This is a genomic window from Ectothiorhodospira shaposhnikovii (assembly GCF_047222355.1).
GTDB lineage: Bacteria > Pseudomonadota > Gammaproteobacteria > Ectothiorhodospirales > Ectothiorhodospiraceae > Ectothiorhodospira.
On the sequence record NZ_CP178333.1, the window covers coordinates 2,619,628 to 2,638,459 of the forward strand.

The 18,832-nt window shown below is 65.7% G+C and carries 18 protein-coding genes; 9 read left to right on the top strand and 9 right to left on the bottom strand.

Annotated elements, in window-relative coordinates:
* Window positions 1-358: 358 nt before the first annotated feature.
* Genes hemA through prmC form a run of 3 tightly spaced genes read left to right on the top strand, consistent with a single transcriptional unit; the run spans window position 359 to window position 3,572 of the window.
* Window positions 359-1,633: a glutamyl-tRNA reductase gene (gene hemA / locus ACLF6L_RS11950; RefSeq protein WP_040404872.1), complete on the top strand. Its 1,275-nt coding sequence runs from the start codon at window positions 359-361 to the stop codon at window positions 1,631-1,633.
* Window positions 1,630-2,712: a peptide chain release factor 1 gene (prfA, locus tag ACLF6L_RS11955; RefSeq protein WP_238615794.1), complete on the top strand. Its 1,083-nt coding sequence runs from the start codon at window positions 1,630-1,632 to the stop codon at window positions 2,710-2,712. The genes hemA and prfA overlap by 4 nt, the downstream gene beginning before the upstream one ends.
* An 8-nt stretch (window positions 2,713-2,720) precedes the next feature.
* Window positions 2,721-3,572 carry a peptide chain release factor N(5)-glutamine methyltransferase gene (gene prmC / locus ACLF6L_RS11960; protein WP_412851747.1) on the top strand — a complete coding sequence of 284 codons (852 nt, stop codon included), beginning with the start codon at window positions 2,721-2,723 and terminating at the stop codon, window positions 3,570-3,572.
* On the opposite strand, the gene lipB is transcribed toward prmC, so the two are convergent.
* From lipB to ppa, 9 genes are all read right to left on the bottom strand, one after another.
* On the bottom strand, window positions 3,559-4,185 hold the full coding sequence (lipB, locus tag ACLF6L_RS11965; protein WP_412851748.1) for a lipoyl(octanoyl) transferase LipB: 627 nt from the start codon (window positions 4,183-4,185) through the stop codon (window positions 3,559-3,561). The two genes, prmC and lipB, sit on opposite strands and share 14 nt — an antisense overlap.
* A 10-nt stretch (window positions 4,186-4,195) precedes the next feature.
* Complete coding sequence (locus ACLF6L_RS11970) at window positions 4,196-4,468, bottom strand: YbeD family protein (protein WP_040404875.1); 273 nt, start codon at window positions 4,466-4,468, stop codon at window positions 4,196-4,198.
* A complete protein-coding gene (locus ACLF6L_RS11975) occupies window positions 4,465-5,316 on the bottom strand; it encodes a D-amino acid aminotransferase (RefSeq protein WP_412851749.1) in 852 nt (283 codons plus the stop codon). Before ACLF6L_RS11975 ends, ACLF6L_RS11970 begins: the two co-directional genes overlap by 4 nt.
* Before the next feature lie 20 nt (window positions 5,317-5,336).
* Complete coding sequence (locus tag ACLF6L_RS11980) at window positions 5,337-6,506, bottom strand: D-alanyl-D-alanine carboxypeptidase family protein (protein ID WP_008931098.1); 1,170 nt, start codon at window positions 6,504-6,506, stop codon at window positions 5,337-5,339.
* Between the two features lie 87 nt (window positions 6,507-6,593).
* The gene (locus ACLF6L_RS11985) at window positions 6,594-7,460 is read right to left on the bottom strand and encodes a septal ring lytic transglycosylase RlpA family protein (protein ID WP_238615790.1); all 867 of its coding nucleotides are present in this window, start codon (window positions 7,458-7,460) and stop codon (window positions 6,594-6,596) included.
* On the bottom strand, window positions 7,457-8,524 hold the full coding sequence (gene mltB / locus ACLF6L_RS11990) for a lytic murein transglycosylase B (RefSeq protein ID WP_238615789.1): 1,068 nt from the start codon (window positions 8,522-8,524) through the stop codon (window positions 7,457-7,459). The genes ACLF6L_RS11985 and mltB overlap by 4 nt, the downstream gene beginning before the upstream one ends.
* The gene (gene rodA / locus ACLF6L_RS11995; RefSeq protein ID WP_238615788.1) at window positions 8,521-9,639 is read right to left on the bottom strand and encodes a rod shape-determining protein RodA; all 1,119 of its coding nucleotides are present in this window, start codon (window positions 9,637-9,639) and stop codon (window positions 8,521-8,523) included. The genes mltB and rodA overlap by 4 nt, the downstream gene beginning before the upstream one ends.
* Window positions 9,639-11,492: a penicillin-binding protein 2 gene (gene mrdA / locus ACLF6L_RS12000; RefSeq protein WP_412851750.1), complete on the bottom strand. Its 1,854-nt coding sequence runs from the start codon at window positions 11,490-11,492 to the stop codon at window positions 9,639-9,641. Before mrdA ends, rodA begins: the two co-directional genes overlap by 1 nt.
* Window positions 11,493-11,607: 115 nt before the next feature.
* The gene (ppa, locus tag ACLF6L_RS12005; protein ID WP_238615786.1) at window positions 11,608-12,141 is read right to left on the bottom strand and encodes an inorganic diphosphatase; all 534 of its coding nucleotides are present in this window, start codon (window positions 12,139-12,141) and stop codon (window positions 11,608-11,610) included.
* 178 nt (window positions 12,142-12,319) lie between these two features.
* On the opposite strand from ppa, the gene ACLF6L_RS12010 reads away from it, so the two are divergent.
* The 6 genes from ACLF6L_RS12010 (at window position 12,320) to rsmA (ending at window position 18,798) form a co-directional block, all read left to right on the top strand.
* Window positions 12,320-12,973, top strand: coding sequence for an adenylate kinase (locus ACLF6L_RS12010; protein ID WP_238615785.1), 654 nt, complete (start codon window positions 12,320-12,322; stop codon window positions 12,971-12,973).
* Between the two features lie 145 nt (window positions 12,974-13,118).
* Window positions 13,119-15,302 (top strand): LPS-assembly protein LptD, encoded by a 2,184-nt coding sequence (locus ACLF6L_RS12015; protein ID WP_412851751.1) that lies wholly within the window; start codon window positions 13,119-13,121, stop codon window positions 15,300-15,302.
* Window positions 15,286-16,629, top strand: a complete 1,344-nt coding sequence (locus ACLF6L_RS12020; RefSeq protein ID WP_238615783.1) for a peptidylprolyl isomerase — start codon at window positions 15,286-15,288, stop codon at window positions 16,627-16,629. The genes ACLF6L_RS12015 and ACLF6L_RS12020 overlap by 17 nt, the downstream gene beginning before the upstream one ends.
* Complete coding sequence (pdxA, locus tag ACLF6L_RS12025) at window positions 16,626-17,627, top strand: 4-hydroxythreonine-4-phosphate dehydrogenase PdxA (protein ID WP_238615782.1); 1,002 nt, start codon at window positions 16,626-16,628, stop codon at window positions 17,625-17,627. Before ACLF6L_RS12020 ends, pdxA begins: the two co-directional genes overlap by 4 nt.
* A gap of 23 nt (window positions 17,628-17,650) precedes the next feature.
* On the top strand, window positions 17,651-17,980 hold the full coding sequence (locus ACLF6L_RS12030; RefSeq protein WP_238615781.1) for a DUF4156 domain-containing protein: 330 nt from the start codon (window positions 17,651-17,653) through the stop codon (window positions 17,978-17,980).
* 26 nt (window positions 17,981-18,006) lie between these two features.
* A complete protein-coding gene (rsmA, locus tag ACLF6L_RS12035; protein ID WP_238615780.1) occupies window positions 18,007-18,798 on the top strand; it encodes a 16S rRNA (adenine(1518)-N(6)/adenine(1519)-N(6))-dimethyltransferase RsmA in 792 nt (263 codons plus the stop codon).
* Window positions 18,799-18,832: the final 34 nt, after the last annotated feature.

Genomic DNA, 18,832 nt, shown 5'->3' on the forward strand with positions numbered 1-18,832 from the left:
CGACGTCGTGTCAACCGGATCAACCGAAAGTCAAGCCCCACTGACCACGAAATCGCAAGCTCTTGATGCGGGACATGGACGATCAGCGGGCAATCCACCACATTGGAGTGGATCTGATACGGTCGACGACAGAACCGGGCCAGGGCAACGGAACGAAAAATGACGCACCGCGATGCAAGCGCATTTTTCCTTCCCATGTTCCTTAGCACCCCACGGCGGCCGATAAGTTCCCGCCGCGACAGGTCAATTTTGGGCAGACCGGTTTTACGAGCGGACTCAAAGGGTTGAAAATCCGGGACATCTTGTCATGACTTCAATGCTGGCGCAGAATACGCTATTCCACAGGTCCTCACGTGCGATGCTTTTTACTCTCGGAGTCAATCATAAATCCGCCCCGGTGGGAATTCGTGAACGCGTCGTGTTCTCCCCGGACCGCATGGATGAAGCCCTCACCGGTCTGACCCGCTCCACTCCGGTGGAGGAAGCGGCGATCCTGTCCACCTGCAACCGGACGGAGATCTACTTCCGCTCCGAAGCCCACCAGCCAACGGACCGGGTGCTGCACTGGATGGCGGACTTCCACCGCCTCAAGCCCGGCGAGATCCAGCCCTACATCTATCGTCACTCGGAAGCCGACGCGGTCAAGCACCTGCTCCGCGTGGCCTGCGGCCTGGACTCCCTGGTGCTGGGCGAACCCCAGATCCTGGGCCAGCTCAAGGGCTCCTATCAGAGCGCCGGCGCCGCCGGCACCCTGGGCCGCCAACTGGGACGACTGTTCCAGCATGCCTTCTCGGTGGCCAAGAACGTCCGCACCTCCACCGCCATCGGGTCCAGCCCGGTCTCGGTGGCCTTTGCCGCCGTCTCCCTGGCCAAGCAGATCTGGGGCGACATGAAGCCCCTCACCGCCCTCATGATCGGCGCCGGTGAAACCATCGAACTGGCGGCCCGCCACCTGCACAGCAACCAGATCGGCCGTATCATCGTCGCCAACCGCACGGTGGAACGGGCCAAGGTACTGGCCAGCGAGTTCGACGCCGAAGTCATCACCCTGTCCGAGATCCCCGCCCGTCTGGCGGAGGCCGACATCCTCATTTCCTCCACCGCCAGTCCCCTGCCGATCCTGGGCAAGGGCGCTGTGGAGCGCGCCCTGAAGGCCCGCAAGCGCCGCCCCATGTTCATGGTGGACATCGCCGTGCCCCGGGACATCGAGCCGGAGGTGGGCAATCTGGACAACGTCTTCCTCTATACCGTGGACGACCTGGAAGAGGTCATCCAGGAAAACCTCCAGTCCCGCCGCGAGGCGGCGCGTCAGGCGGAGGAGATCATCGAATCCCAGGTCAGCACCTTCATGGGCTGGTTGCGGGCCCAGAGCGCGGTGAGCACCATCTGCGCCTTCCGCGACAAGGCCCACGGCGTGCAGATGGAGGTGCTGGAAAAGGCCAATCAGATGGTGGCCGCCGGCAGGTCGCCGGAAGAGGCTCTGTCCTTCCTGGCCCATACCCTCACCAACAAGCTGCTGCATGACCCCTGCCACACCATGAACGAGGCCGCCCGCGAAGGCCGTCTGGAACTGGTGGACGCGGCCCATGCCCTCTTCAAGCTGCCGAGTTCCACCGACAAGATCCATTCGTGAAAGACTCCATTCGCCGCAAGCTTGAAGACATCGCGGATCGTTTCGAGGAACTCAGCGGCCTGCTGGCGGACCCGCAGGTCATCGGGGATCAGGATCGCTTTCGCCGGTATTCCATGGAATACAGCCAGCTCGAACCGGTGGTTCAGAGCTGGAAGGCCTATGCCGCCGCACTCGATGAGCTGGAGGCGGCCCGCCAGATGGCCCGCGATCCGGACCCGGACCTGCGCGCCATGGCCGAGGAGGAGATCCCCGCGGTCTCGTCCCGGCTGGAGTCCCTGGAACTGGACCTGCAGCGGCACCTGATCCCGAAAGACCCCCACGACGAGAACAACACCTTCCTGGAAATCCGTGCCGGCACCGGCGGGGACGAGGCCGCCATCTTTGCCGGCGATCTGTTCCGCATGTACAGCCGCTATGCGGAAACCCGGGGCTGGCAAGTGGAACTCTTGTCCGAAAGCGAGGGCGAGCATGGCGGTTACCGGGAGGTCATCGCCCGCATCATTGGGCGCGGGGTCTATTCCCGCCTCAAGTTCGAGTCCGGCGCCCACCGGGTACAACGGGTGCCGGATACAGAGTCCCAGGGTCGCATCCACACCTCCGCCGCCACCGTCGCCGTGATGCCGGAACCGGACGAGATGGAGATCCCCGAGATCAATCCGGCGGACCTTCGCATCGACACCTACCGGGCCAGCGGCGCCGGCGGCCAGCACGTCAACCGTACCGATTCCGCCGTGCGTCTCACCCACCTGCCCACCGGCCTGGTGGTGGAATGCCAGGACGAGCGCTCCCAGCACAAGAACAAGGCCCGGGCCATGAGTCTGCTCGCCGCCAAGCTGATCGAGCGGGAAGAGACCCGCCGCTTCCAGGAACAAAGCGCCACCCGCAAGAGCCTGGTGGGCAGCGGGGATCGCTCCGAGCGCATCCGCACCTACAACTTCCCCCAGGGGCGGGTCACGGATCACCGCATCAACCTGACCCTCTACAAGCTGGAAGCCATCATGGCCGGCGATCTGGATCCGGTCATCGATCCGCTGGTGAACGAACATCAGGCGGAACAACTGGCCGCCCTGGCGGACTGAAGCCGGCCTTGCCCGCCATCACCCTCAAGGCCCTGCTGGTCGAGGCGAGATCCGCCCTGGCCCAGGGGGACGCCCCCCGCCTGGAAGCCGAGTTGCTGCTGGCCCATGTCCTGGGCAAGGACCGCGGCTGGCTCTATGCCCATGGCGATGACATCCTGGAAGACCCGGACGCCCTGGCGATCTTTCGGACCCTGGTGCGGCGTCGCGGCGAGGGCGAACCGGTCAGCTACCTGCTGGGCTGCCGGGAATTCTGGTCCCTGAACCTCACGGTCCGCCCCGGCGTGCTGATCCCCCGCCCCGATACTGAAACCCTGGTGGAGGCCGCCCTGTCTCGGCTGGCCGAAGACTTTTCGGGCCGGCTGGCGGACCTGGGCACGGGCACGGGTGCCATCGCCCTGGCCCTGGCCGTGGAGCGCCCTCGATGCCGTATCGTTGCCGTGGACCGCTCGCCCCAGGCACTGGCGGTGGCACGGGAAAACGTGACGCGGCTGGGTCTGGAGGCACGGGTCGAATGCCGCCAGGGCAGCTGGTTCGCGCCCCTGACCGGCGAACGGTTCGATCTGATCGTCTCCAACCCCCCCTATATCGCCGACGCAGACCCCCATCTGACCCAGGGTGATCTGCGCTTCGAACCACGCTCGGCCCTGGCCTCCGGGCCGGACGGGCTGACGGACATCCGCCGGATCGTCGAGCAGGCCCCCGGTCATCTCGGACCAGGCGGCGCATTACTGCTGGAACACGGAATGGATCAAGGCGAGGCCGTGCGGGCGCTGCTGGAGCAGCGGGGGTTTACCGAAGTGGACACGGTGCGGGATCTGGGCGGCAGGGACCGGGTGACACTGGGAATCATGGGGCAATGAGCGGCCTTTGCAACCGCCGTGACAAGGCGTTCGTCAGCCCCTGGGCCGCCAGGCCCCAGTCCGTCCGCACGCCCAGCGCCGCCAGCGAGGTGGTCGCCAGGCCCCGATAGCCGCAGGGATTGATGCGATCAAAGGCGGACAGGTCCGGGTCAAGGTTGAAGGCCAGCCCATGATAACTGCCCCCTCGCCTGACCCGAAGCCCCAGGGCGGCAATCTTGGCCCCATCCACATAGACGCCCGGTGCATCCGGCCTGGCCCGGGCGGTGATGCCCTGGGTGGCCAGATAATCGATCACCGCCGACTCCAGCGCGGTGACCAGGGCCCTCACCCCCAGGCCCGAGCGCCGCAGATCCAGCAGGGTGTAAATGACCACCTGCCCCGGTCCGTGATAGGTCACCTGACCACCCCGGTCCACCGAAATCACCGGGATGTCACCCGCATCGAGAATGTGCTCGGACTTGCCGTTGAGGCCCAGGGTGAACACCGGAGGATGCTCCACCTGCCAGAGTTCATCAGCGGTGGTTTCATCCCGGACATCGGTGAAGGCCTGCATCCGCCGCCAGGTGGAAGCATAGTCCCGGCGCCCCAGGCGGCGTACGAGAATGGCGGACATCAGACCGGACTCAGAGGGTCATCTGCACCAGCTCACAGGCATTGAGCTCAAGGTAGAGGGCATCCATCTGGGCCTGGCTGCGAGCGTGGACACGGATGGTGATGGCCTGGTAGCGCCCGCCCTTGGAGGCACGCATGGAGAAATCCGACTCCCGGATGTCCGGCACGTGCTTGCCGACGATGGCCCGCACCCGTTCCCCCAGTTCCGGCACCGAGGCACCGAATACCTTGACCGGGAACTGGCAGGGAAACTGCAACCCCATCTCTTCAGGCTTTTGCATCATGCGGTCTCCCGCAGTCGGGCCTTGTAATCCTGGTACAGGCCGTGCACGCGGCGCCACACCGGACCGGGCACGCCCGCCCCCACCGGCCGACCGTCCAGACGGGTCACGGGCAGGATCTCCCGGGTGGAACTGGTCAGCCAGATCTCCTCCGCCACCCGCAGGGACTGCTCCGGAATGGTGGACTCCATCAACGGCAGCCCCGCCTCCTGGGCCAGTTCCACCACCAGATCACGGGTGATGCCGGGCAGGAGGGATCGGTCCTTGGGCGGGGTGACGATGACGCCGTCTCCCACCACGAACAGATTGCTTGCCGCCCCTTCCGTTGCCAGCCCCTGACGGATCAGGATGGCTTCCGTCGCCCCGGCATCCAGGGCCTCCTGACGGGCCAGCACGTTGGGCAGCAGGGTGATGGCCTTGATGTCGCAACGGGACCAGCGATGGTCGTCGACCACCACCGCCGCCACCCCCTGCTCCAGTACCGCCGGATTCTGGGGGACGATGGGGTTGACCATGGCAAAGACCGTGGGCCGGACGCCGGTCGGAAAGGCGTGATCACGCCGGGCCACGCCCCGGGTCACCTGGACGTAGAGGCTGCGGTCCCCGCCCGGATTTTTCTCCAGCAAGGTCGTGAACAGGGACTCCCATCCCGACCGATCATGGGGATTGTCGATGCGCACCTCGGCCAGACTACGCGTCAGGCGCTCCAGATGCTCCGCCAGCCGCAAAGGGCGGCCGCCGAACACGGGGATCACCTCGTAGACCCCGTCACCGAACAGAAAACCCCGGTCGAACACGGACACCCGGGCCTGTGTTTCCGGAACGAACTCACCATTGAGATAGATGATCATGTCTTGAACCATCCGCAGTGTTAGCGCACCAGCATCCAGGCACTGTCGATCAGGCGCCGGAACAGGCCGCCCTCCTCGACGCCCTGCAAGGCCACCAGGGGCAATACCCGCAGCGGTTCGCCGTCCAGCATGATGCGCAGTTCGCCGTAGGCACGCCCCTGCTCGATGGGGGCTTCCAGCTTGCTGCCCAGGGAAATCTCGGCCTGGAGGCGATCATAGCTGCCGCGGGGGATGGTCACGTGAAGATCCTGCACCAGACCCAGCTGGACCTTGTTCTGCTCTCCCTTGAAGACCCGGGCTTCGGTCAGGGCCAGCCCGCCGTCATAGAGCTTGTGGCCCTCGAACTGCCTGAAGCCCCAGTTGAACAGGGCCTGGGACTCATTGGCGCGGATGCGTCCACCCTGCTCGTGATCACCGGCCTGGATACCCATGACGGCGGCCACCAGACGCATGCCGTCCCGCTGGGCGGAAGACACCAGGTTATAACCGGCATTGCTGGTCCAGCCGGTCTTGCCCCCGTCCACGGAGTCATCCCGCCACAGCAGGATGTTGCGATTGGACTGGGAGATGCCGTTGAAGGTGAAGCTGCGTTCGGAATAGTAGGAATAGTATTCGGGAAAATTCCGGATCAGGGCTTGCATCAGCACGGCGATGTCGTGGGCCGTGGTGTACTGGGCCGCGTCACTGGGCAGGCCGTGGCTGTTCTGGAATTGGGTATCGTACATCCCCAGGGCGCGGGCCTGGGCGTTCATCATGTCCACGAAGGCGCCTTCCGTACCGGCAATGCGCTCCGCCAGGGCGACGCAGGCGTCGTTGCCGGACTGCACGATCATGCCGCGGATCAATTCCTCGACCCCGACCTGGGTGTTCACCTCGATGAACATGCGCGATGCCCCCCGCATGCCGGTTCGCCAGGCCCGTTCACTCACGTCCACCGGTTCGTTCAGAGCCAGCCGACCGTCCTGCAATTCCTTGAAGACGATATAGGCGGTCATGATCTTGGTGAGGCTGGCGGGCTCGACCCGCTCGTTGGCGGCCCGCTCGGCGAGTACCATGCCGCTGACCGCATCCAGCAGCACATAGTTGCGCGCGGTCAGGTCCGAGGGGGGGGAGACACGCAGGCTGGCGCCGGCCAGTCCGGGCAACAGGAGGGCAAGCAACAGAACGCTGACGACGAGTCTTGGCATCATGGCATCTTCAGGGGCTGTAAAACCGACGGAATGGGTATTCGGATCGAAAAGGGTAACACACCAGGGACACCCCGGATGCGAAGGGGTTCAATCGGCGACGACCCGATAGTCTCCAAGCCCCATGGACTGCAGGATCCGGACCGTATCCCGCTTGCTGCGCACGTCCGACAGGGGACCGACACGCACACGGTAAAGCGTGGTGTCGTCCTGGCGACTTTCCAGCACGGCCACCTGGTCGAGCCGCGCGTGCAGACGGTCGCGCAACTGCTCCGCGTTCACGCGGCTGGAAAAGGCGCCCACCTGCAGGAATACGGGTCCGGCCAGGCCGGATTCGGACGGCCCGGCGGGCGGCGACGGCTCCACCCAGCCGGCCTGGATGACATTCGGGCCGGACGGTTCGGGCGTCAGGGCCTTGACCTCCACCCGCGCCGTGCCCCGATCCAGCATGCCGATGCGATGGGCCGCCGCATAGGAAAGGTCGATGATGCGGTTGTCCACGAACGGTCCGCGGTCATTCACCCGCACCACCACGCTGCGGCCGTTTTCCAGGTTGGTCACCCGCACGTAGGTGGGCAGGGGCAAGGAAGTATGGGCCGCGGTCATGGCGAACATGTCATAAGGCTCGCCGCTGGAAGTGCGCCGGCCATGGAACTTGGTCCCGTACCAGGAAGCCACGCCGCGCTCGCGATACCCTTGCGCGCTGTCCAGGGTGGTGTAGCGGCGCCCGAATACCACATAGGACTCCGGGTTGCCGTAACGGCTCATGGGCTCCACCCGGGGCACCGGCTCGGGGATCCGGGACAGATCCGGGATCCGGCTGGGATGGGGGGCGCCGTCGCGCTCTTCCGGTGTGTACCCGGAAACAGGGGCCGGACCGCGGCTGCCGCTGCAGGCTGCCAGGATCAGCGCCAGCAAGATGACCGGCAAAAGACGCATGGCACCGTGCCGTGTCACCGCGCCCCACCCTCCGCCAGGGCCTGCTCCCGGGCCTTGCGAATCTCCCGAGCCAACTCATACACCGCCATGGCATAGAGCGGACTGCGGTTGTAGCGGGTGATGACGTAGAAGTTCTCGTAACCCAGCCAGACCTGGGTCCCCTCCTCCGCCTGCAGTTCGATCACGGAGAAGCGGGCGTCGGGGGCGACCCGACCTTCCGGCACGATGCCGTGGCGGGCCAGTTCGTCGAGGCCGTATCGGGCCTGGTAGCCGCCGCCGACCAGGGACTTGTAGGCATCGCCCTCCACCCGGGCCCGCACCACCACGGGCGCGCCCATGGTCCAGTGATGACGACGGAAATAATTGGCCACGCTGCCGATGGCATCGGGCCAGGAGTTGAGCAGGTCCCGACGGCCGTCGCCGCTGAAGTCCACGGCATATTCACGATAGCTGGAAGAGATGAACTGCCCCCGGCCCATGGCCCCGGCATAGGAACCGAGCGTGCCTCGCAGGTCCAGCCCTTCCTCCCGCGCCAGATGCAGGTAGTGGCGCAGTTCGGAACGGAAGAAATTCGCCCGGGGCGGATAGTCAAAGCCCAGGGTCACCAGGGCGTCCAGCACCGGGAAGGTGCCCTGATGGCGGCCGTAGAAGGTTTCCACGCCGATGATGGCGACGATGATCTCCGCATTGACCTGGAAGGTCTCCTGGGCACGCAGGATGGTGGCCTCATGCTCCTGCCAGAAACGCTCCCCGGCACGGATACGCTGCTCGGTGAGGAAGATCGGACGGTAATCCTTCCAGGGCCGGGCCTCGGCCGGGGTGGAGATCAGATCCAGGATCCGCTGCTGCGGCCTGGCCTCGGCAAACAGGCGCTCCAGCTCGCGGGCATCGAAGCCGTCTTCCCGGGCCAGGGTGCGGATGAACTCCCGGACGTCATCGCGCTCCAGGTAGGGCGGATCACCGGCCACCAGGCCGCGAGGGTTGGCCCCGGCCGCGGCACAGGTGCCCAACAGCAGCGCCGTCAGCAGCAGGGAGAGGATACGACGGTGGAAAGGCACTGGAGAAGCGCACAGGGAAGTCATCGGGCGAGTAGTCTGCGATGGGAGTTGATGGACATGAGAATACCGAAAGCCGCCATCAGGGTCACCATGGACGTACCGCCGTAGCTGAATAAGGGCAAGGGGACCCCGACCACCGGCAGCAGTCCCGACACCATGCCCGTGTTGACGAATACGTAGACGAAGAAGGTGAAGCTCAGGCTGCCGGCCAGCAGGCGCGAATAGGTATCCTGGGCCCGCAGGGCGATGGTCAGCCCGCGCAGGATCACCAGCAGGTAGAGGGACAGCAGCAGCAGGATGCCCATCAGGCCGAACTCCTCGGCGTAGACGGCGAAGATGAAGTCGGTGGAACGCTCCGGCAGGAACTCGAGCTGGGACTGGGTACCGTTGAGCCAGCCCTTGCCGTAGAACCCGCCGGAACCGATGGCGATCTTGGACTGGATGATGTGATAGCCGGCCCCCAGGGGGTCGCTCTCCGGGTTCAGCAACGTGAGTACCCGCCGACGCTGATAATCCTGCATGAAATGCCACAGCAACGGTGCCGCCACCAGGGCCAGGGCCCCCAGCCCCATGAGAATACGCCAGCGCACCCCGGCCAGAAAGATGATCACCAGACCGGATCCCGCCACCAGCAGGGCGGTACCCAGGTCCGGCTGCTTGGCGATGAGCACGGCCGGCACCATCACCAGCAAAGCCGCCGCCGCCACTTCCAGGAACCGGGGCGGCAGGGGGCGGTCGGCGAAATACCAGGCCACCATCATGGGCACGGCGATCTTCATGAACTCGGAAGGCTGGAAACGCACCACGCCCAGATCCAGCCACCGCTGCGCTCCCTTGCCCACTTCGCCGAAGAACATCACCGCCAGCAACAGCAACACCCCGCCGGCATACACCCATGGCGACCACTGGCGCAGATGGTTGGCCGGGATCTGCGCCATCACCATCAGCACGGTGAAGGCAATACCCACCCGCACCCCCTGGCGATACAGGGTATCCAGGTCTTCCCCGCTGGCGCTGTAGAGCACCACGAAGCCCATGGCCAGCAACAGCGCCACCCCGCCCAGCAACAGCAAATCCAGGTGCAGGGCACGGACGATGGCGCGCCCCAGGCCGTGTTCTTCCGCGGTGCCGTTGAGCATCAGGGGGTCATCTCCAGTATGAAATAGTCCATCACCTTGCGGGCCACCGGTGCCGCCACCCGGCCACCGCTGCCGCCGTTCTCCACCAGCACCGCCACCGCGATGCGGGGATCATCCGCCGGCGCAAAACCGATGAACAGGGCGTGATCCCGCAGGTGCTTGGCCACGGACGCCTCATCGTATTCCTCGTCCTGCCCCAGGCCGAACACTTGTGACGTCCCCGTCTTACCGGCGATGCGATAGGGCGCGTCGCGGCCCGCCGAATGATAGGCGGTGCCGTTGGGACGGTGCATGACATGCTCCATCGGGGTCAGCACCTGGTCCCAGAACTCCGCGCGGGACACCTGCACCGGGGCCAGGAACTCCGGCTCGGCCACATGCAGTTCCTCGCCGTCCTCGCCCAGCATGCCGCGCAGCAGATGGGGACGCACCCGCTGGCCCCGCATGGCCAGGGTACTGCTGATGGAGGCCAGCTGCATGGGCGTGGCCAGCATGTAGCCCTGTCCGATGGAGGCGATCAGGGTCTCGCCGGGAAACCAGGGCATGCCCTGGGCGGCCCGCTTCCATTCCCGGCTGGGCAACAGGCCGCGACGTTCGCCCGTACTGTCGATGCCCGTGGCCTCCCCCACCCCGAAACGGCCCAGAAACTCCGACATGCGATCGATCCCCAGCCGGAAGGACATGTCATAGAAATACACGTCGGAAGACTGGGTGATGGCCTTGTCCAGGTCCACCCAGCCATGGCCGTGTCGACGCCAGTCCCGGTAGCGGCGGGTGTCGTTGGGCAGGGTGTAGTAGCCGGCGGCGAACATCATGCGGTCGGCCCGGATCACCCCATGCTCAAGCCCCGCCAGACCCACCAGCATCTTCAGGGTGGAACCCGGCGGGTACTGACCGGAGAGGGCACGGTTGAACAGCGGCTGACGGCGGTTGTTGCGCAACTCCTGGAAGGTTCGGGCCGGAATCCCGTGCACGAAGAGGTTGGGATCGAAAGTGGGCATGCTGACCATGGCCAGGACCTCGCCGTTGCGGGGATCCATGGCGACGATGGCGCCGGCCATGCCGTCCAGTGCCTCCTGGGCCACGGCCTGCAGGCGCACGTCCAGGCTCAGCACCAGATCACGCCCCGGTACCGGCGGCTCCCGCTCCAGTACCCGCAGGGTCCGGCCCTGGGCATTCACCTCCACCTTCTGGAACCCCACATGACCATGCAGGTGATCTTCGTAATAGCGTTCCACCCCCAGCTTGCCGATGTGGGTGGTGCCGGCATAGCGACGGGTATCGATGCGTGCCAGTTCCCGCTCATCGATACGTCCCACGTAGCCGATGACATGGGCCAGGGCCTCGCCATGAGGATAATGACGTGCCACCCCGGCCTGCACGTCCACGCCGGGGAACAGATGCCGATTAACGGCAAAGTTGGCCAGTTCCTCGTCGGTGAGATTGAGCTTGAGCGGCACCGCCTGGAAAGGGCGTTTGCCCCGCAGGGAGCGGCGAAAGCGATCTATCTCGGCCGGTTCCAGATCCAGCAGCGCCGACAGGCGATCCAGGGTGTCCTGGAGGTTGTCCACCTGCTCCAGGGTCACCTCCAGCTGATAGGTCGGACGATTCTCCGCCAGCACCACGCCGTTGCGGTCATAGATCAGCCCCCGGGGCGGCGGCAGGGCTTCCAGGCGCACCCGGTTATTCTGGGACAGGGTGGAAAAATGGGAATGATTGATCACCTGCAACTGCGTCAGCCGCACCCCGACAAGACCGAACAGCAGGACGATGATGACACCCAGGGTGATGATCCGGGCCAGGAACAGCCGCTGCTCCTGGTGATGATTCTTGATGGGTTGACGCGACGACATGCCCTTGATCCGGAAGACTCATGGCCACACGGGCAGGAGGAGGTATAGGGGCCGGCGTGCCTGAAAAGAGTGGGCAAACGCACCGGGGAGGCCTCGGGCCTCCCCGGCAACGAGATCAGGCCTGGGCCTGGTAACGCTTGACGGAACTCTCGATCTCCGCCCGGGCCTCGTCGACGCCGACCCAGCCTTCGACCTTCACCCATTTGCCGGGTTCCAGTTCCTTGTAGTGCTCGAAGAAGTGCTTGATCTGGTCCAGTAACAGGGCGGGGACATCATCGGGTCCCTGGATGTGATCATATTCCCGGGACAACTTGGACACGGGCACCGCCAGCAGCTTGGCATCCTCGCCCGCCTCGTCGGTCATCTTGAGCATGCCCACGGGGCGGCAACGGATCACGCTGCCGCTGGCCACCGGGAAGGGGGTCATCACCAACACGTCCACCGGGTCACCGTCATCGGACAGGGTATGGGGCACGAACCCGTAGTTGCAGGGATAGAACATGGGGCTGGCCATGAAGCGATCCACCAGCAGGGCACCGCTGTCCTTGTCCACCTCGTACTTGACCGGGGAGGCATACGCGGGAATCTCGATGATCACGTTGATGTCGTTGGGCAGGTCTTTGCCTGCGGAGATCTTGTCGATGTTCATTGGATCAGGCCCAAGAGTGAGTGAATCGGGAGGCGGCATTATAACGGCAACCCGGCCGACGAAAAGCCATATCCCCAAGGGGAGTGCTTGCGTGCCGGGCGCTTGAGCAGGTATAAGTTTCGGCCTAATGTCTTTATAACCCATGCAACACACGCCTATATACTAAAGAGGAAATGCCATGCGTATCGTGCTTCTGGGCGCACCGGGGTCCGGCAAGGGAACCCAGTCCAAGCTGATCATGGAGCGTTACAAGGTGCCTCAGATCTCCACCGGGGATCTCCTGCGCGCTGCCGTTTCCGCCGGAACGCCCCTGGGCCAGCAGGCCAAGGCCGCCATGGACGCGGGCCAGCTGGTGACCGACGATATCGTTCTGGGCATGATCCGTGAACGCCTGGCCATGCCGGATACCCAGCAGGGCTACATTCTGGACGGGTTCCCCCGCAACCTGGCCCAGGCCGGGGCGCTGGACGACCTGCTCAAGGAACTGGGCAAGCCGCTGGATGTGGCGCTGCTCATCGACGTGGACTTCGACAATCTGATGCAGCGCCTCACCGGCCGCCAGACCTGCGGCTCCTGCGGCGCCGTCTTCAACCGTCACACCAACCCCTCCCGGAAGGAAAACGTGTGCGATGTCTGCGGCGGTGAACTCACCCACCGCGCGGACGACAACGAAGAAACCATCGGCAAGCGTCTCAAGGTCTACGAAGAGCAGACCCGCCCCCTGGTGCAGTATTACAGCGAACGCAGCCTGCTGCAGACAGTGAAGGGTGAAGGTGAGATCGAGTCCATCTACAAGGCGGTCTCCGAGGTGCTGGAGTCCTGCCGCAAGTAAGGACGTGCTCCGCCCCGAGACACACTCCGGGTGTCTCGGGGTCATCTCACCCCGATGTCTCCCCGGTCCCCATGCATTCCAGCGCAATTCATCCAGGCACCACGCCACCCGGCCTCTTCCCGGTGGTTCAGGCGCACCAGCGCGCATGAACCCTCGCAAGCTTCTCTCCTGCTGCCTGCTCATGACCTGCTGCGTCACCACGGTCCAGGCGAATGACTGGTCCCTGTGCCGCTACCAGCCGCAATCCCTGGACTATCCGTTCCCCCGGGATGATCAGACCCGTTTCTTCGCCGACCGTGCCTTCATCGACCGGGACGGGATCTCCCGCCTGGAAGGGGATGTCACCCTCTATGACCGGGGTCGCATGCTGCGGGCGGATCTCATCACCTACGAGGAAGGCCGCTCCTTCCTGGAAACCCGGGGGGACGTCCGGTTCCAGACCGATACCGGACTGTTCTTTGAAAGCCCCGGCGGTTTTCTGCACCTGGACACGGAAACCGGCCGGTTCGAGCATGCCCGCTACCGCTACGACCCCCGCCATGCCCGGGGTGAAGCCCGGGCGCTGGAGCCCCGCGGCAGCGACACCCTCTACCTTGAGGGAGCCACCTTCACCACCTGCGATCCCGGCCGGGACGACTGGCTGCTCAGCGCGCGTCATGTGCAGCTGAATCAGGACAGCGGCCAGGGCACGGCCCGGAATGTCCTGCTGCGCTTTCAGGGGGTGCCCCTGTTCTACACCCCGTGGATCACCTTCCCCATCGATGACCGCCGTAAATCCGGCCTGCTGCCGCCCAGTTTCGGCACCTCGGACAATACCGGCGCCGATCTGCTGATCCCCTTCTATCTGAACCTGGCGCCCCATCGGGATGCCACCCTGGGTCTGCGCCTGATGGACAGCCGGGGCGCCATGCTGATGTCGGAGTTCCGTTACCTGAATCCCGACAACCGGGGCAAAATCCAGCTGGATTACCTGCCCAACGACACGAGCTATGGCGAGGATCGCGTCCTGGTGGCCTGGGATCACCACTGGCGCATCGCCCCCCGGCTGCACTTTCATACGACGGGCACCGACGTCTCCGATGAGCGCTACTTCCGCGACCTGGGCGACTCGCTCGACGATACCAGCATCACCCACCTGGAACGGCGGGCGGATCTCGTCTACAGCGGTCAGGGATGGAGCCTGCTGGGGCGGGTGCAGGATTTCCAGATCGTGGACGAGACCCTCGCCAGCACCAGCCGCCCCTACAAGCGTCTGCCCCAGTTGCTCTTCCAGGGCCGCAGGCCCCTGCAAGCGGGTGGATTCGACTATCGCCTGCGGGCCGAGTGGGTGGCCTTCGAGCGGGACGACACCGTCACCGCCCAGCGCACGGACCTGATGCCGGAGATCAGCCGCCCCACACACGGTGCAGCCTGGTTCCTGACTCCGAGCCTGAAATACCGCGTCACCCATTACGCCCTGGAGGACCAGCCCGCCGGGGTCGACCGTCGCCTGACCCGATCCCTGCCCATCGCCAGCCTGGATGCCGGCATCTTCCTGGACCGCCCCCTGGCGAGCGGGAACCTCCAGACCCTGGAACCCCGCCTGTACTACCTCTATACCCCGCGCCGGGACCAGGACGACATCCCGCTGTTCGATACCGCGCAATTCGATTTCAGCTTTGACCAGCTGTTTCGCGACCACCGTTTCAGCGGACCCGACCGGGTTGCCGACGCCAACCAGCTCACCACCGCCCTCACCACGCGAATCATCGACAGCCGCTCCGGCGAGGAACGCCTGCGCGCGAGCCTGGGACAGATCCACTACTTCGACGATCGTCGCGTGACCCTGCGCGAGGATGATCGCGGCGAAACCGCGGAAAGCTCATCCCTGGTGGGTGAGGTGGGGGCACGGCTGGGTGCGCGCTGGAACGCACGCGCCAGTGCGCAGTGGGACCCGCGACGGGAACAAATTGAACGTTCATCCACTCATCTGCAATACCGGGTGGATGGACGTCGCGTGGTCAACCTGGGCCATCGTTACCGCGAGGACCTGCTGGAACAGACGGACCTCTCGTTTGCCTGGCCCCTGTCCCGTCACTGGGATGTGGTGGGTCGCTGGGCCTACAGTCTGGAGGACAACCGGGAACTGGAAGTCCTGGCGGGCCTGGAATACAAGAGCTGCTGCTGGGCCTTCCGCCTCGTCTCCCGCCGATTCCTCAACGACGGCGTCACGGGTGAGTACAATGAAGGCATCTATTTTCAACTTATCCTCAAGGGACTCGGCAGCCTGGGCACCGGCCTGGGTGACCTGCTGAGCGAGGGCGTGCTGGGTTATGAAACTGATTACTAGACTGTTGATCCTCCTGGTCCTGGCCGGGTCCACCGGCCTCGGCGCCCAGGTGCCGGAAGACGGCCGACTGATGGACCGGATCATCGCCGTGGTGGAAGAAGACGTCATCATGCAGAGCGAGCTGCTGCGGCGCATGGATGAGATCGGACAGCAGCTGGCCGCCCGCGACGGCCAGGCCCCGCCCCGGGAGGTGCTGATCCGCCCGGTGCTGGACCGCCTGATCCTGGAGCGCCTGCAACTGCAGGAGGCACGGCGCATCGGCATCCGCATCGACGACATCACCCTGAACAACGCGATGGAAAACATCGCCCGGGAAAACCGCATGACCCTGGCGGAATTCCGGGACAGGCTGGTGGCCGACGGTGTGGATTTCCCCGCCTTTCGCGAACAGATCCGGGATGAACTGGCCATCAATCAGTTGCGACGCCGGCAGGTGGACAGCCGCATCCAGGTCAGTGAACAGGAAATCGACGACCTCATCGCCAGTGAAAGCGGTGCCATCGACAGGGATGTGGAATACCGCCTGCTGCATCTGCTGATTTCTCTCCCCGAAGGGGCGACCCCCGACAGGATCCAGGCCGCCCGGGAACAGGCCCGGAAGATCCGCGAGGAAGCCGCCGACGGGGCCGACTTCACCGCCCTGGCCCTGCGGGAATCCGCCGGCCAGCACGCCCTGGACGGCGGCGACCTGGGCTGGCGCAACGCCGCCCAGGTACCCACCCTGTTCGCCCGTCATGTGGTCCTGATGCGAGAGGGCGAAGTCAGCGAGGTGATCCGTTCCCCTTCCGGCTTCCACATCATCAAGCTGGCGGAACGCCGGGGCGGAACACGGGCCCAGATCCGCCAGACCCGGGTGCGTCACATCCTCATTACCCCCACCGAGGTGCTGAGCAGCGATGAAGCCCTGGAACGCCTGTCCAGCCTGCGCAGCCGCATCGAGGACGGCGCCGACTTCGCCGAACTGGCCCGCGCCCACTCCGACGACCGGGGCAGCGCCCTGCGGGGCGGCGACCTGGGCTGGACCGACCCCGGTGATCTGGTGCCCCAGTTCGAGGACATCATGAACCGCCAGCCCCCGGGGCGGGTCAGCGAGCCCTTCCGTTCCCCGTTCGGCTGGCACATCCTGGAAGTGCTGGAACGACGGGATCACGACGGCTCCCGGGAGCTGATGCGTGCCCAGGCCCGGGAGATCATCCGGGATCGCAAGCGTGACGACGAACTGGAACTGTGGCTGCGCCGACTGCGGGACGAATCCTTCGTGGAGCTGCGCCTGGACAGACTGGCCCTGGGTGGTCCGACCACTCCCATTGAGCCGCCGGCACGATGATGGCCCACCCCATCCCCCGTATCGCCATCACGCCGGGAGAACCGGCGGGCATCGGCCCGGATCTGGTGGCCATGCTGGCTCAGGAACCCTGCCCGGCCCAGCGGGTCGTGATCGGTGACCCGCTGGTGCTGCAGGACCGGGCCGCGGCCCTGGGCCTGCCACTGACACTGGCCCCCTTCGAGCCGGACAGTCCACCCCACGCCGACCTCCCCGGCTGCCTGAGCATCGTCGGCGACTGCCAGGTGAACCGCCCCGTCAGAGCCGGCCAGCTGGATCCGGCCAACGGGGACTACGTGCTCAAGACCCTGCGCCGGGCCGCCGACGGCTGTCTGGCCGGCACCTTTGACGCCCTGGTCACCGGGCCGGTGCACAAGGGCGTCATCAACACGGCGGGCATCCCCTTTACCGGACACACGGAATATCTGGCCGAGCGTTGCCGCGCCCCCATGCCGGTGATGATGCTGGCCGCCGGCACCCTGAGGGTGGCCCTGGCCACCACCCATCTGCCCCTGTCCAGGGTTGCCGCCGAGATCACCCCGGCACGACTCCTGAGCGTGCTACGGGTGCTGCACCAGGATCTGCGGGCGCGTTTCGGCTTGCCCAGACCCCGCATCCTGGTCTGCGGCCTCAACCCCCACGCGGGCGAGGGTGGCCACCTGGGGGACGAGGAGATCCGGGTCATCGCCCCGGTGCTGGAACAGCTGCGCACCGAGGGCATGGACCTGCGCGGCCCCCTGCCCGCCGACACCCTGTTCACCGAGCGCTATCTGGGCGAGGCGGACGCGGTGCTGGCCATGTATCATGACCAGGGACTGCCGGTACTCAAGCATGCCGGCTTCGGCCGGGCCGTGAACATCACCCTGGGGTTGCCCATCATCCGCACCTCGGTGGACCATGGTACCGCCCTGGAGCTGGCCGGCACCGGCAGGGCCGAAGTCGGCAGCTTCGTGGAGGCCCTGTCCCTGGCCATCCACCTGGCCGAGCAAAGATCATCCTGACCATCCGTTCCGAGGAATCCCCCATGTCCCGAGCCATGCGCATCGGCACCCTGTCCCTGCTCAGCCTGACCCTGATGCTGGGCGGCTGTACCTTCGTCAAGCTCACTCCCGGCGGTGAACGGGTCCGCATCCTGGATGCCCAGGATGTGACCCAGTGCGAGCGGGTCGGCAACACCTCCGCCACGGTGGCCGAGCAGGTGGGCATCTTCAAGCGCCCCCCGGAAAAGCTGGCCCAGGAAGTGGAGCATGCCGCCCGCAATGCCGCCGCCGAGATGGGCGGTGACACCCTGGTCCCCCGCGGCCCCCTGCGGGAAGGGCGACGGGGCTATGACGTCTATCGCTGCATCCGCTGACAGGCCATCCGGAGACACCCACCCCAGTGGAACACGCCCCCAGAAAACGTTTCGGCCAGCACTTCCTGCATGACCCCGGCATCATCGGGCGCATCGTCGGGGCCATCGATCCCCAGCCGGGACAGACCCTGCTGGAGATCGGTCCCGGCATGGGCGCCATCACCCGGCCCGTGCTGACCCGGTGCCGGCAACTGCATGTGGTGGAACTGGACCGGGATCTGATTCCCCGTCTGCAGACGGAGTATGCCGATGCCGGTGAACTCGTCGTGCACGCCGCCGACGCCCTGAAGTTTGACTTCGGCGCGGTACCGGTGCCCGCCGGCCGCAAGCTGCGGGTGATCGGCAACCTGCCCTACAACATCTCCACCCCCCTGATCTTTCACCTGCTGAAATGGGCCGACGGCATCCAGGACATGCATTTCCTGCTGCAGAAGGAGGTGGTGGATCGGCTGACCGCCCGTCCCGGCACGGCCGAATACGGGCGACTGGGGATCATGGTGCAGTATCGCTGTCGGGCCGAATCCCTGTTCCATGTCGGCCCGGGCGCCTTCCGCCCACCGCCTCGGGTGGATTCCGCCGTGGTCCGGCTGGTGCCCTGGGAGGCCCTGCCCTGCCCCGCCCGGGACGAGGCCCTGTTTGCCGCCCTGGTCCACCAGGGCTTCACCCGCCGACGCAAAACACTGCGCAATGCCCTGCAGGGGCTGGCGGAACCCGCCGCCATGACGGCGGCGGACATCGATCCCGCCCGGCGCCCGGAGACCCTGTCGGTGGAGGAATTCGTCCGTCTGGCCAACGAGGTGGCCGCCAGCCGCACTTAAGCCGGCCCCCATGAGGGGTTACAATGCATCTTTA